13 protein-coding genes, 1 tRNA gene and 1 pseudogene are annotated in these 13,711 nt (G+C 67.2%); 9 read left to right on the forward strand and 6 right to left on the reverse strand.

The window, feature by feature from the left end; all coding sequences use genetic code 11:
• Window positions 1–273 precede the first annotated feature (273 nt).
• The gene (locus tag EP757_RS00120) at window positions 274–1,179 is read left to right on the forward strand and encodes an SDR family NAD(P)-dependent oxidoreductase (protein ID WP_232050295.1); all 906 of its coding nucleotides are present in this window, start codon (window positions 274–276) and stop codon (window positions 1,177–1,179) included.
• 15 nt (window positions 1,180–1,194) lie between these two features.
• On the opposite strand, the gene EP757_RS00125 is transcribed toward EP757_RS00120, so the two are convergent.
• On the reverse strand, window positions 1,195–2,103 hold the full coding sequence (locus EP757_RS00125; RefSeq protein WP_127542181.1) for a LysR family transcriptional regulator: 909 nt from the start codon (window positions 2,101–2,103) through the stop codon (window positions 1,195–1,197).
• Window positions 2,104–2,172: 69 nt separating this feature from the next.
• On the opposite strand from EP757_RS00125, the gene EP757_RS00130 reads away from it, so the two are divergent.
• Window positions 2,173–2,919: an SDR family NAD(P)-dependent oxidoreductase gene (locus tag EP757_RS00130; protein ID WP_127542182.1), complete on the forward strand. Its 747-nt coding sequence runs from the start codon at window positions 2,173–2,175 to the stop codon at window positions 2,917–2,919.
• A gap of 247 nt (window positions 2,920–3,166) precedes the next feature.
• Entirely contained in the window at window positions 3,167–3,349 is a 183-nt protein-coding gene (locus EP757_RS44410; protein WP_255435392.1) for an SDR family oxidoreductase, read from the forward strand.
• A gap of 238 nt (window positions 3,350–3,587) precedes the next feature.
• Here the strand turns inward: EP757_RS44410 and EP757_RS00140 are convergent, their stop codons facing one another.
• On the reverse strand, window positions 3,588–3,983 hold the full coding sequence (locus tag EP757_RS00140) for a helix-turn-helix domain-containing protein (protein WP_127542183.1): 396 nt from the start codon (window positions 3,981–3,983) through the stop codon (window positions 3,588–3,590).
• A gap of 120 nt (window positions 3,984–4,103) precedes the next feature.
• Between EP757_RS00140 and EP757_RS00145 the strand changes: the two genes are divergently transcribed.
• The 5 genes and pseudogenes from EP757_RS00145 to EP757_RS00165 form a co-directional block, all read left to right on the forward strand.
• On the forward strand, window positions 4,104–4,931 hold the full coding sequence (locus EP757_RS00145) for an enoyl-CoA hydratase/isomerase family protein (RefSeq protein ID WP_127542184.1): 828 nt from the start codon (window positions 4,104–4,106) through the stop codon (window positions 4,929–4,931).
• A gap of 376 nt (window positions 4,932–5,307) precedes the next feature.
• Window positions 5,308–5,589, forward strand: coding sequence for a hypothetical protein (locus EP757_RS00150; protein WP_197725495.1), 282 nt, complete (start codon window positions 5,308–5,310; stop codon window positions 5,587–5,589).
• Entirely contained in the window at window positions 5,567–6,358 is a 792-nt protein-coding gene (locus EP757_RS00155; RefSeq protein WP_127542186.1) for a hypothetical protein, read from the forward strand. Before EP757_RS00150 ends, EP757_RS00155 begins: the two co-directional genes overlap by 23 nt.
• A gap of 1,677 nt (window positions 6,359–8,035) precedes the next feature.
• Window positions 8,036–8,770: a dienelactone hydrolase family protein gene (locus EP757_RS00160; RefSeq protein WP_127542187.1), complete on the forward strand. Its 735-nt coding sequence runs from the start codon at window positions 8,036–8,038 to the stop codon at window positions 8,768–8,770.
• Between the two features lie 242 nt (window positions 8,771–9,012).
• A pseudogene (locus EP757_RS00165) lies at window positions 9,013–9,303 on the forward strand (tyrosine-type recombinase/integrase); the annotation flags it as partial.
• 159 nt (window positions 9,304–9,462) lie between these two features.
• Here the strand turns inward: EP757_RS00165 and EP757_RS00170 are convergent.
• The 4 genes from EP757_RS00170 to EP757_RS00185 form a co-directional block, all read right to left on the reverse strand.
• Window positions 9,463–9,536: transfer RNA gene (locus tag EP757_RS00170), tRNA-Pro, on the reverse strand.
• 52 nt (window positions 9,537–9,588) lie between these two features.
• Window positions 9,589–10,980 (reverse strand): ribosome biogenesis GTPase Der, encoded by a 1,392-nt coding sequence (gene der, locus EP757_RS00175; RefSeq protein WP_127554013.1) that lies wholly within the window; start codon window positions 10,978–10,980, stop codon window positions 9,589–9,591.
• 44 nt (window positions 10,981–11,024) lie between these two features.
• Window positions 11,025–11,705, reverse strand: coding sequence for a (d)CMP kinase (gene cmk / locus EP757_RS00180; protein WP_127542188.1), 681 nt, complete (start codon window positions 11,703–11,705; stop codon window positions 11,025–11,027).
• Window positions 11,706–11,912: 207 nt separating this feature from the next.
• Window positions 11,913–12,506, reverse strand: a complete 594-nt coding sequence (locus EP757_RS00185) for a hypothetical protein (RefSeq protein WP_127542189.1) — start codon at window positions 12,504–12,506, stop codon at window positions 11,913–11,915.
• Between the two features lie 17 nt (window positions 12,507–12,523).
• Here EP757_RS00185 and EP757_RS00190 point away from each other — a divergent pair, with 17 nt between their 5' ends.
• Window positions 12,524–13,693 (forward strand): MFS transporter, encoded by a 1,170-nt coding sequence (locus tag EP757_RS00190; protein ID WP_127542190.1) that lies wholly within the window; start codon window positions 12,524–12,526, stop codon window positions 13,691–13,693.
• Window positions 13,694–13,711 lie beyond the last annotated feature (18 nt).

Raw genomic sequence — 13,711 nt, forward strand, 5'->3', positions numbered from 1 at the left:
GTCCCCCTTGAGAGGGACAGCGGACTGTCCACTCTGCGGTGACGTTTTCCGGAAGTGATCGCTCTAGCGTCACCGGCACAAGAAAGCCACTTGTGGCGGCTGCCGCTCCGAGATGGCGGCCGCCATCAATTTCGAAATCGGCGATGCCACGTACGGATGCCGGTCGCGCTTGTGCCGCTTTCCTGTGCCCGACAGTCCACAGCGTCTACCGAGTGTGAAAACTCTGCCGACGCTGCCATCCAAGTGGAACGGAACGATATGCACACGCTAGTCATGACCGGCGCGACCCGAGGGATCGGACGCTTCACCGCTGCCAACCTGCTGCACGACGACCCGGAGCTCCGGCTCGTCGTCCTCGCGCGTGAGTCCACCAGCGCCGAGGCGATGCGTGAGCTGCGGACCGACGACCGGGTCACGGTCGTGGACACCGAGCTGGCGAGTATCGACAGCGTCGAGTCGTCCGGTCGCGCCGTGGTTGCTCTGCTCGACGCGGGAGACCTGCCGCCGCTGCGAGGGTTCGTCGGCAACGCGGGCGTCCAGTTCACCGATGCCCTGCACACCACACCGGACGGCCTCGAGACGACGTTCGCCGTGAACGTGCTCGCCAACCATCTGCTGCTGCGCGCCCTCGAATCCCGGTTCGTCAGCCCGGCCCGGATCGTGCTCACGAACAGTGGCACCCACTTCGGGGATCTGCGGCACACATACGGACTGACCCCGGCACCACGCTGGGCAGACCCGAGCGTTCTCGCCCTGCCAGGCGCCTTCCCGTCGCCGGCGACCGTCGCCGCCGGGTACACCGCGTACGCGACCAGCAGGCTCGCGGCGATGTACCTGGTACACGAGTGGGCGAGACGCCTGCCCCACGGCGTGGACATCGTCGCGCACAGCCCCGGCCTGGTCCCCGCTACCGGACACGGCCGGCACGCCAAGCCCTTCGCCCGCTTCCTCAACGACCGGGTCGTGCCGTTGCTCACGCTGACGCCCGCCATCGACAACGCCGCGACGGCCGGGCGCCGACTCGCGGCCACCGTCACCGGGCGTACGGCCGCACCGTCGGGCTCGTACGTCGACCGCACCCGCGTGACGCCCTCATCGAACGAGTCCTACAACGTCGAGCGCGAGCGCGCCCTATGGGACTACCTCGAGACGGTACGGCTGCGCAACGTGAACGGGTGAACGGCGAGGGGACTGTCAGTTCACCAAGGACGGATCGCCAGCGGTGCGGGGCGTCGACGGTGCCCGAAACCGTAGACCAGAGGCCTGGTGAGGCGCACCGGTGGCGGAGATTGCGGTACGCACGAAGGCGGCGATCTGTCGCGAGGTGGATGCTTGAGGCCAGGCGATCACGAGTGTGGCCGGCTCGGCGTCTGTTACCGGGCGGCTGACCGTGCCCGGTGGCAGACGGTCGCGGACGGATTCGGGGAGCACCGCGACCATGCGCCCGAGCAGGATGAGCTGCAGCAGGTGGTCGGTGTCGGTGATGGGGTGGCCGGTCACTCCGGGGCGGGCCTCCGGCCAGCGGGGTTGGGTCTCGTCGCGGAGGTCGGCCATCGACACAGCGGTACGCGCGGCCAGAGGGTGGCGGTCCGGGAGCACCACGACCTGGCCCTCGACGTGTAGGTCGTCGCTGTCCAGGCCGGTCAGGTCGTTCTGCGGCCGGTGCAGGAGCGCGAGGTCGGCGCGACCGTCGCGGACCATTGCGGCGCGTTCGCCGACGCTGAAGGCGAGGTCGACAGGGAGCGCGTCAGGGACGGCGGCGTAACGGTTCAGGATGGGGCGCAACAGGTCGGCGTCAGCGCCGGGTTTGAGCGCCAGGACCAGGCGAGGAGTGGTGGCGGCCGCCCGTCGGGTACGGCGTACCGCGGCGGCCACCGCGCCCAGTGCGCCGCGTCCCTCGGCCAGGAGCATTTCGCCGGCCGCAGTGAGGCGCACGTTGCGACTGGTGCGCTCCAGCAGGGTGACCCCCATCCGGCGTTCGAGTAGACGGATCGCCCGAGACAGCGGCGGTTGGGCGATCCCGAGCTGGCGGGCGGCCCGCCCGAAGTGCAGCTCCTCGGCGACGGCGACGAAGTAGCGTAATTCCCGGGTCTCGACATCCATACCATGTGGGTATCGCTCGAGACCGGTCCGATCCTGGTCTGCGGAGCCGGGCAGGGGTCGTATGGGCACATGAGCAATGATGCAACAGTCGCGCTGGTGACCGGGGCGAACAAGGGGATCGGACGGGCCGTCGCGGGCAGGTTCGCGGAGCTCGGGATGACGGTGCTTGTCGGCGCCCGGGACTTGGACAAGGGCGCTGCGGTCGCGGCCGAGATCGCCGCGACGGGCGGAAAGGCGTACCCGGTTGGCCTCGATGTCACCGACCAGCGCGGCGTGGCCGCGGCGGCCGAGGAGATCGGAGGCCGGTTCGGCCGCCTCGACGTTTTGGTCAACAACGCCGGCATCGCCGGCGACCTGGAGGCGCAGGCACCGGGCTCGGTCCGGCTCGACGGGATGCGGACGGTGTTCGAGACGAACCTGTTCGGTGTCATCACCGTGACCGAGGCGATGCTGCCGCTGCTGCGCCGCTCATCCGCGGCCCGGATCGTGAACGTCTCCAGCGGCACCTCGTCGATGACCTGGACGACCGACGCCACCCACTACCTGAGCCGGATGCCGGGGTCACTGGCCTATCCGGTGTCGAAGGCCGCGCTGAACATGCTTACGGTGCAATACGCCAAGGCTCTGTCCCGTGACGGGATCCTGGTGAACGCGGTCGCGCCCGGCGCGTGCGACACAGATTTCGCCCGAGGGCTGCCGTTCCGGCTGACCCGCACCGCAGCCGACGGCGCAGCGATCGTGGTGCAGCTGGCCACCCAGGGCCGCGAGTGCCCGACAGGCGGCTTCTTCGACGACGGCGGCAGGGTGCCCTGGTAAGCAGTTCGACGGGGCAGCGAACCCATCGATGTCCACCATGCCACCGCGTCGTCCGCCCGCCTTGCGCTTGACCGGTACGGCGTGACCTGGGGCTTCTCGAGGTTCAACTCGAACAAGCCGTCCGCGCGAGCGGCCAAGCATCGATGAGACTCCTGCCGGAAACCGTCCCCCTGCGAGGCGGTCAGGCTCGCGGTCGGCCGGCTCCGTCGTCGGCGGCGATCGGTGCGTACAGGTACAGGCCCATCGCTTGCATCAGAGTGCGCAGCGCGTTGCGAAGTATCTACTGCAGACGCAGCGAGACCTGCGCTCGTTTCATCGTGACGAGACGCCGGCGGACCTGGTCGGGACGATCCTCTTTCTCGCCTCCGACGACGCCGCATTCATCACCGGTCAGACGCTCAACGTCGACGGCGGGCTGCACTTCCTGTGAAAAAGCCACACGCCGGTTGCGCGTCGAACACCCACCGCTCCGGTAACAGCCTCGGATAGTCAGGAGAACCCTCATGCCCGACCAGCAACGCCATCCAGCTCCACCAGCTATAAGCAGCGATGGAGGTGACCTGTCGCACACACCGAAGGTCTACGGGCGCAGGGGTCAGTTCATCGAGGGTGCATTTCGTCCTGAGTGAGCATCGCGTTCTTTCCAGTTCAACTTTGCGGCTCGGCCGTCAGCGTTGGGCGCGCTGGTCGTAGTCGCGCTGCCGGGCTTGGATCTCGGGTGCGTGGGCGACGGTCCAGTCGTAGAGCCTGCCGAACGGTTCGCGCAGCGATTCGCCGAGCGCGGTCAGCGAGTATTCGACGCCGACCGGCGAGGTCGGCAGGACACGACGTTCGACCATCCCGTTGCGCTCGAGCCGCCGCAGGGTCTGGGTGAGCACGCGCTGGGTCACTCCCTCGAGGCGACGCTTGATCTCGTTGAACCGGCGCGGCTCGGCCAGGACTGCCATCACCATCATCGACCACTTGTCGGCGATCTGATCGAGGATCGACCGGCTCGGACAATCAGACCGGAACACCAATTCATCCTCGGCGATGGCCTTGTAAACGGCCTCAGAAGTAGCCATGGCGGTATCCTCCGCGTTCCCTGGTATGCCTGAAGTGCGTTATTGACGCTGGTCCGAGCCGGAATCAGTCTAGGTATACAGCAGGAACCAAGGTCTTGCCATATACCTAGGGAGAGAGCAGTGGAGCAGACCGCTTACCAGACCTTGCGGGTCAGCCAGAAGGGCGCAATCGCGTACGTCACGATCGACAACCCGCCGATCAACATCCTCAGCGTCGCGGTCATGACTGACCTGCGGGACCTCCTCGCCTCGCTGGCCGGCGACGACACCGTCCGAGTGATCGTATTCGACAGCGCCGACCCGGACTTCTTCCTCGCTCACGTCGATATGACCGCCACCGAGCAGGCCCTCGCCGTTCTCATGCCCGACCTGCCGGAAGGCGTCAACCTCTTCCAGGCCATTGGAGAACAGCTACGCCAGCAGCCTCAGGTGACCATCGTCAAACTCGCCGGCAAGGCGCGCGGCGGCGGTGCTGAGTTCGTCGTGGCCGCGGACATGGCGTTCGCCGCGATCGGGCCGGCCGGACTCGGCCAGATCGAAGCACTCATGGGCATCGTCCCCGCCGGCGGCGCCACTCAGTACCTCACCGAACGCGTCGGCCGCAACCGCGCGCTGGAGATCGTGCTCGGCGCCGACCTGTACGACGCCGAGACCGCCGAACGGTACGGCTGGATCAACCGCGCGCTCCCCGCGCACGAACTGGACGCGTTCGTCGACCGGCTCGCCGGCAATATCGCCGCACTGCCCGACGGCGTCATCGCCGCGGCCAAACAGGCCATCGCCCCCCGCAATCACGCCGATGGCCTAGCCCGGGAGAACGACGCGTGGGCCGGGCTCGTCTTCCGGCCCGCCACAGCGCAACTCATGAGCGCGGGACTGGCCCACGGCGCCCAAACCCGGGACGGCGAACAGGACCTCGAAGCGCTGTTCCGCAGACTCCCCGGTTGACCTGAACCTGGACCTTCGCAGTGTTCGTGTGCAGCTCACTGCTGCCGGCCATCGTTCCCCTCCCGGGCCACGACCTCAGCCCCGTCGACCGGCCGTGGCTCCTCGAACCCCTCGCCACACTCCAACAGCGGTACGTCGCCTACCCGCCCACCTGCCCGCGGCCGACGTTCACGGCGACGCATGGGGAGCTGTCCAACGAAGCCATCGACGAAAGCCGGCCCGCGCCACGGTGCAGCCCGGTGAGCTCTGGATCGTCACGGGCGGGACATGTCCCGACATCGGCTGATCGAAACCAGACAGTGGTCGCCGCCGCCGCGAAGTTGGCACACCAGATCCGCCGATCGGGGTCTTCCGTCCCGGATACGGACCGGCTTCTGTGGTGCAGGTGAGACTACGCTGGCCTGCGATCATCACCGCTGCTGTCCTTGTCACCGCGGCCGTCCCCACGTTCAGTGCGGAAGCAGCCACCCGCGCCGCGTGCCCGAGGACCACCGGAGTCATCTATGGCACGACGGGAGACGACACGATCACCGGCACGTCAGGCAACGATGTGATCTGTGGCGGTGCCGGCAACGACGTGATCCGTGGCAACGGCGGCGTCGACACGATCTACGGCGGGCCCGGCAACGACAAAGTTGTACGGCGCCGCGTCGCGTGAATATCTGTTCGGCGGGTCCGGATCCGACTACATCGAAGCGGGAGCCGGCGACGAGCTGATCTACGGCGACAACCCGACGACCGGGCTGAAGGACCCGACGGATACCGGAGCGGCAGGCAACGACACCATCCTGGCCGGGACCGGCAGCGTCAGCGCAGAAGGCGGGCCGGGTAACGACATCGTGTGGACGCGAGGTGGTGGCTCGTCCGCCGGACGGTCGTCGGAGAGCGTGTACGGCGGTCCGGGTAACGACGTGTTGATCGGCACCGGTCCTTCCGGGTACGGCTACTTCTACGGCAACGCCGGGTCGGACGTCATCATGCCGCCGATGATCAGGGCGAACCCCCTCGGTAACGTCGTATACGGCGGCGACGGCGGGGACCTGATTTTCACAATGAACCTGCTACGTGACCATGTGAATTTCGGGGAGCTGAAGACCAGTGTGACGGTGCCACTGGGCACGTCGTGCAAAGTGACGGTGGCGTGGCCGGCGAACCCGAAACCGGGCGACAGCGGCAAGTTCACGTGCTCGCTGCCAGTCAGCGTGAAAATCCCTGGGCTCATCGACGGTGTGACCGTTTCCGCGTCGGTGGACGCGGCAGGTAAGACGACGGGCAAGGTTGATTACACGCCGGCGAAGGAACTGAAGACAGTACAGGCAATCGCGAACGTTGTCCGTAACGGCGGGTTCCCGACCGACATTTGTGTCTGCGACCCGAAACTTCCCGGCTGGGCCAAGGTGGTCATCAGCGACGACGTTTTCAAGTAGAGAGGCATTGCCCGGGGTGGGGCCGGTCGATCGTGGCGTCCCCGTTCCGGCCTCAGGATGACAAATCCAGCATTGATGCATTCTCACCCACGCGGTGAACCGCACTGCGCTGCTTGAACGCCAACTCGACGGCGAGAGGTACGGAGAACGCCAGCGGCAGCAGCGGAGCCGGCACGTCAGTCGGCATCGGCGCCCCGCTGACCGACGCCGGCCTCCGCGTTAACTCCCCACTACAGGCCCAGGGGCTGGAAGCAGCCACTGCCTGGCGGGCCGTCGCCGCCGAACGCCTCAACACCAGCATCCGAACCGCCCTGCCGGCGCGGATGGTCGCATCCCTCGGCTGCCCGACGATCACCGCACCGGCCGCCGGCGGCGGCGGCGGCCGAGCGTGCGCCGGAGGAGGCGCTGCGGGATCGTGGTCGCGCCGGTGCCGGATTAGACGGCCTCGCCGAGGCCTACCTCCGCCCCTGCGCCCAGGTGGTTGGCCTGCGGGAAGAACACCGCGACAGGCCCTTCGGCCCGCCTCCGTCCGGATCTGCGGCTTCCGGTCCGCGACGCAACCCGGAACCACCGTAGTACGACACGTCGTGCAGGCCGTGCTCGTCGATCAGCCGTGCGCAGATCCGCCGAACTGTGTGCCGCTGTTTTCGCGGCGCGCGCACAGGACTGCCGCCCATTGCCTGCTTGCACGGGTCCAGCCGCGACGGCCGCCGGGCTGGCTTCTTCGATAATCTCGGCACCGTCTCCGCGACCGTGTCCACACCGGTGGTACCGCACCGACCGTCGCCGCTCCCGCTCCGGGTCAACCCTCGAAATGGTTCCACCAGGTATACCGGGCGGCATCAAACCAGCAGTCCCCGGCCGCAGGCCGAAAACGAGGGTTTCCGAGGGACAAGCTCAATACCAAAAGAAAATGACCTGCGTTTCCGCAGGTCATTCGCCATATTCTGTCGGGCTGACAGGATTTGAACCTGCGACCCCTTGACCCCCAGGCCGGTGGATCAAGCGTTTCCGCACGTCAAACGCGATACTTGGCGTTCACTCCCATGTCAAGTGTTCAGGTCAGCGCACTGCCGCGCATGGCGTGCGGTCCCCAGACGGTCCCCGTGGCCCCATGCCCTCCGCCCCAAGGACGGTGCTTCCGAGACTCCCGGCACCCCGACGGGCCGAGTGACAGCCAACCGTTCGAGTAACTCGTCGTTTTAGCAGCTCAGAGCAGGCTGAGTGACACCAGTTACAGGAGTGACAGCGGTGACTGGTTATGTTCGCGAGTTTGGGCGCCACATATTCGCGACTTTCGGCACCACCGGGATCTCACCTATTTCAATGTTCGCGAGTTTGAGCCCCACCCCTAGCGAGGCCCACCCAGGCGCCGTCCGTCGGCCCCGTCTTTCACGCACGGTGATGAAGGGCTGGGACCGGGAACGCCTTGTCTGCGGCTAGATGCGGACGCACGGACCGGCGGCTGGATCCGTCCTCACCCGATCGGATAGGTTTGCACTCATGACTACCGGGTCGGCGTCACGCCATTCACAGATCGGTGACCCGGTGCCCTTCTGAGCGCCGTACGGGCCGGGGCCGGCCCGCTTCTGCAGCAAGAATCCTGTACTTCTGCGCGGGCTCCGCCTTCGTCGTGTTCGACCAAGGCTTGAGACCTCAACGACGACAGGAGAAGTCATGCCCACCAAGACGCTGCACATCCCCACTGCGGACGGCCAGGCCGACGCATTCGCCGCCCTCCCCGACGCTGGCGGTCGACACCCAGCAGTGCTGATGTACCCGGACGGCTTCGGCATCCGGCCCGTGCTGCGGCAGATGGCCGGTGAACTGGCCGAGCACGGATACTACGTGCTCATACCGAACGTCTTCTACCGGCACGGCCCGGCGCCCGTGATCGAGCTTCCCGAGCACATCGGAGACGAAGCCCGGACCGCGATCTTCGCCCAACTCATGCCCATGATCAAGACGCACACCGCCGAACGGACCCGGAGCGACGCCGACGACTATCTCCGGTTCCTCACCGCCCAACCCGAGGTCAGTAGCGGACCGGTCGCGGTGACCGGCTACTGCATCGGCGGCCTCATGGCGGTACGCACCGCTGCGGCCCACCCAGGCCAGGTGGCTGCCGTTGCCGGATTCCACGCCCCCGTGGGCGCCGACGGGCCGGACCTCCTGTCCAAGCTCACCGCCCAACTTCACTTCGGTCACGCCGAGAGCGACATAACCCCCGAGGCGCTCAAGGAGCTCAACGAGACCCTGAAGGCCGCGGCCCTCAGCTACACCTCCGAGATCTATCCCGGCACCAACCATGGCTTCACCATGTCCGACACCGACGCATTCAATCCGGCCGCGTTGCAACGCCACTGGGATCGCCTGCTGTCCTTGCTCGGCGACACCCTGACCACCAGCTGATCGTTCGAGGTGTTCTGGGGCCAGGCAGCCCGAGTGGCGGGCTGGCCCCAGCGACGTTTTCGTTAACTGCTGATGCAAAAGCCTCGAACGATCGGGTCCCCTGCGCACGCCCGAGAACGCACTACCTTCGACAGACCCGCGCACCCGCGCCCCGAGTGGCTTCATGATCGCTTGCACTTAGCGTGAGCGGGTTCTTGAGCAACCGTCGGCGCCGCCCGCCGGACAAGATCGGTAAGTGGTGCCGACTCTCACGAACATTACTGCGCGACGCCACGCACTGGGACGAAGTGGTCACCGCACTGGGGTACGAGCACCTACGCCGTCACGACCTGCGGCACACCGGCCTGACGTGGATGGCCGATGCAGGAGTCAAGGTGCACGTGCTCCGCGAGATCGCCGGGCACGGATCGCTCAGCACCACACAGCGGTACCTGCACCCGGATCAGCGCTCGATCGACGCCGCGGGAGACGCACTGAGTGCCCACCTACGTGCCCCGCGTTCCCCCGACGGCCCCCGGCTACGTGCTGTCTGAACAGGCAAAACGTCGGTCAAGGAGTCCACGGATGTGTCGTCTGGTCCCTAAACGGTCCCCAGATACACCCATCCAAGTAGGAATTTGAGGATCAAGCGCAGTAACAAGAAAGGCCGTTGACCAGGTAATATACCTAGGTCAACGGCCTTTCTTGATCGGTCGGGCTGACAGGATTTGAACCTGCGACCCCTTGACCCCCAGTCAAGTGCGCTACCAAGCTGCGCTACAGCCCGATCCCGCCCCGAACCCAAGCCCGGCGCGACATCTCCTAAAGCTTACCAACCGCTACCCGTGAGCCTTCCCCCGACCCCCCGGACCCAGTTTCTTCCTGGGCTTCACCGAGAGTTCGATCGGAGTCCCCTCGAACCCGAACTCCTCGCGCAGCTTGCGCTCGATGAACCGCAGATACCCGGCGTCGAACGGCCCGGTGGTGAACAGCACGAACCGAGGCGGCGCCACGCCGGCCTGAGTCACGAACAGCACCCGAGGAGCCCGCCCACCTCGAACCGGGTGAGGCGTGGCCTGCGTCAACGCAGTGATCCACTGGTTCAGAGCACCAGTAGGAATCCGCTGCTCCCACGAGGCCAAAGCCTTACGGATAGCAGGAGCCAGCTTGTCCACAGCCCGGCCGGTCTTAGCCGAGATGTTGACCCGGACGGCCCAGGCCACCCGCTTCATGTCCCGGTCGATCTCCTTGTCCAGGAAGATCCGCCGGTCAGCGTCGACCAGGTCCCACTTGTTGTAGGCGATCACCAATGCACGCCCGGCCTCGATCACCTGAGAGATGACCCGCTGATCCTGCTCACTGATGACATCACCGGAGTCCAGCAGGACAACACCGACTTCAGCAGCTTCCACGGCACCGGCCGTACGCAGAGACGCGTAGTACTCCGTCCCCGACGCCTGATGCACCCGCTTCCGCAGCCCGGCCGTGTCGACGAACTGCCAGACGTCCCCATCCATCTCGACGAGGCTGTCCACCGGGTCGACAGTGGTGCCGGCAACAGAGTCGACAACAGCCCGCTCTTCACGAGCCAGCCGGTTCAGCAGACTCGACTTACCGACATTCGGCCGCCCGACCAGCGCCACCCGGCGAGGCCCCCGAGGACCGCCTTCGACGATGGGCGGCGTAGGCGGCAGCGCCTTGAGGATCGTGTCGAGCAGGTCACCGGAGCCACGGCCGTGCAGAGCCGAGATCGGGAACGGCTCCCCCAGCCCGAGCTGCCACAAGCTGACCGCTTCGAGCTCGAGGTTCTGATTGTCGGCCTTGTTGGCGACCAGGATCACCGGCTTGTGACTACGCCGCAGCATCTTGACCGCGGCCTCGTCGACGTCGGTGGCGCCGACGGTCACATCGACCACGAAGATGACGACGTCAGCGGTCTGCACGGCGATCTCCGCCTGCGCGGCGATGGCCCGGGCCCGGTCGCGGGCGTCAGGCTCCCACCCACCGGTGTCGACGACGGTGAACCGCCGCCCACTCCACTGAGCGTCATAGGGAACCCGGTCCCGGGTTACCCCGGCCACGTCTTCCACGACAGCCTGACGACGGCCGATGATGCGGTTGACCAGCGTCGACTTGCCCACGTTGGGACGGCCGACGACGGCGACGACAGGGACAGGTCCGGAGAAATCCGAATCATCCGAAGAGGCGGAGTCAGAAGAGGAAAACTCCAACCCACCCTCGAAATCATTCAGATCGAGGTCAGCGGGAAGATCAGTCACTTACTTACCTTGCTGTTGAGCAGGTCGAGCAGGTGCGCCACAACCTCGTCGATGCCCATCCCGGTGGTATCCACCTCGATGGCGTCGGAGGCCTGGCGCAGCGGGTCGACCGCGCGGCTGGAGTCGAGCTTGTCGCGGCGGGCCAGGTCGGCCTCGGTGGCGGCGACGTCGGTGGCGTCCTCGGCGCTGCGCCGGGCGGCGCGAGCGGCGGCGGACGCGGTCAGGTAGACCTTCAGGTCGGCGTCGGGGGCGACCACTGATGCGATGTCGCGGCCCTCGACGATGATGCGCGGGTGGGCGGCGATGATCGCCTGCTGCAGCGCGACCAGGTGTTTACGCACGGCCGGCACGGCGGCGACGACGGAGACGGCGCCGGTGACCTCCTGGCCGCGGATCGGCTCGTCGACGCTGACCCCGTTGGCCGCGAAGTGCGGCGCGGACGGGTCGGTGCCGATCGACAGCTCGGTCTCCAGCGCGATCTTGGCGATCGCGTCCGGGTCGGCGAGGTCGGCGCCACCCTGCAGCACAGCCCAGGTGATCGCGCGGTACATCGCGCCGGTGTCGAGGTACACACCCTCGACCGCCGCGGCGAGCCGCCGGGAAACGGTGGATTTGCCCGAACCGGACGGGCCGTCGACGGCGACCACGCACGTTTCCGGCCGTTCCTGAAGCGCCACCGGTTCCTCCTAAGTCCCCACGGCAACCAACCCTCCCATTGTGCCCGGCTCGGTTAGCACCGGCTAACCGGGGCTGTCCACCCTTAGAGATCAAGAGCTTTCCCTTGTACGGCCACAGCCCGTCACCAACCGCCACCAAGAGTCACCATCTGGCCGCAGGCAGACCGTGGCGGCCCGGACCTCGCCGGAGCCGGGCACAGAGCAGGATCACCCACGATGCCGTCCGGGCGCGCCGAGAACGCCCTGCCAGACCTCGGCGAGGCGAGGTGCCGGCCGCCCCAACGGAAACGCAATGATCGAACAGCCGGCCACCAGCACGATCGCGGTAACCCAGTGGCCGCTGAAGAGGGCAACAGGCGCTGCCACGAGCATGATCCAGCCGAACGCGACCAGAACCAGTTGCGCGATCACGATCCGGTCTTCCAGCCGCCGCTGCCAGGCGGTCAGCATCGCCCGGCGAGCCTGCTCGACCTGCTTTTCATGCAAGGCACGTGCGGCGCGCTGCGCGGTGATCTCCTGACAATCCCTGCACCGACCGGCCGTTCGAGGGCTGCGATGGTTGATCCCGCACACCCCGTACGTCGCGGCCCGCGAACGCGACGAGCCGCCACCGCTCAGCGGGATGTACACCCGGAGCGGCCCGAGGCCGAATCCCAGCCCGATACCCATGTCCCGCCGGATCGGCATTGACGTGCCGGACCTGAGCCGACTGCGCGCGCCCGCATTTTCACGGTTGAGTTCTCGGACGAGCCTGTGCGGGCCGTCGAGCGGAGCGACGCACGTGTTCGACAGCGGCGTCACTGAGGTAAATGTGGGACATGAGCGTGCGTGCCGTGGTGTCGCTGATCGCGCTGGCGCTGTCCACCTTTCTCTACGTGACGGCCGAGACGCTGCCGATCGGGCTGTTGCCGCTGATCGCCGGGGACACCGGCAGCACGATCTCGCAGGCCGGGATGCTCGTTACCGCGTACGCGCTCGTGGTGGTGCTTTCCTCCGTACCCCTCACCAGAATCACCCACCGCATCCCGCGCCGCCTGCTGCTCTGCGCCCTGCTCGCGATCTTCGTGGCCGGGAACGCGGCGTCGGCGGTGCTCGACGGCTATTGGCCGCTGCTGGGTTCGCGGATCGTCGTGGCGATGAGTCAGGCCCTGTTCTGGTCGGTGGTCACTCCCGCGACCGCGGCTCTCTTCGAGGCCCGGGTGCGTCCGCGTGCGCTTTCTCTTCTGTACGCCGGCAGCTCACTGGGAGCGCTCGCCGGAGTCCCTTTAGGGACGTGGCTGGGTCAGACAGCCGGGTGGCAGGCCGCGTTCCTGGCGATGAGCGCGGCCGGGCTGGTGATCCTCGTCGTGATCGCGACGCTGATGCCGAAGGCGCCGCCGGCGCAGGCCGAGACGTCGGTGGGGTCGGCGCCGGACGCGGGACGCTACTGGGCGATCGTGGTCTACACGGCGCTTGCGGTGACCGGGTCGTTCACGGTGCTGACCTACATCAACCCGTTCCTCACCGAGGTCAGCGGTTTCGGGGAGGAGGCGGTGAGTCCGCTGCTGTTCGTGCGCGGCCTGGCCGGGCTCGCGGGTGTGTTCGTGGCGGGTTGGCTGGTCGGGCGGAACGGCTGGCTGACGATGGCCGTGATGATCGGGCTGCAGACGGTGGCGCTTTTCGGTCAGTGGGTGTTCGGGACCTCCGCGGCCGCGTCGGTGGTCACCCTCGCCGCCTCCGGTTTCGCTCTGGCGTCGATGGCGGCTGCTCTGGGGGTACGGGCCCTCGAGACCGCCCCCAGGAGCACGGACATGGCCGCGGCGGGGACGTCGACGGCGTTCAACGTCGGCATCATGGGTGGTGCGCTGATCGGTGGTGTCCTCATCCCCGCCGCCGGGGTGCGCAGTGTTGCCCTGGCCGGGGCCGCGCTCAGCCTGCTCGCGCTGGTGGTCGTGCTGCTGGAGCCGCGGTTGTCCAGCGTGACCTCCCTTACCCCCAGCCGCTCTTGAAGTTTCAACATCACGGGC

The organism is Actinoplanes sp. OR16 (genome assembly GCF_004001265.1).
GTDB lineage: Bacteria > Actinomycetota > Actinomycetes > Mycobacteriales > Micromonosporaceae > Actinoplanes.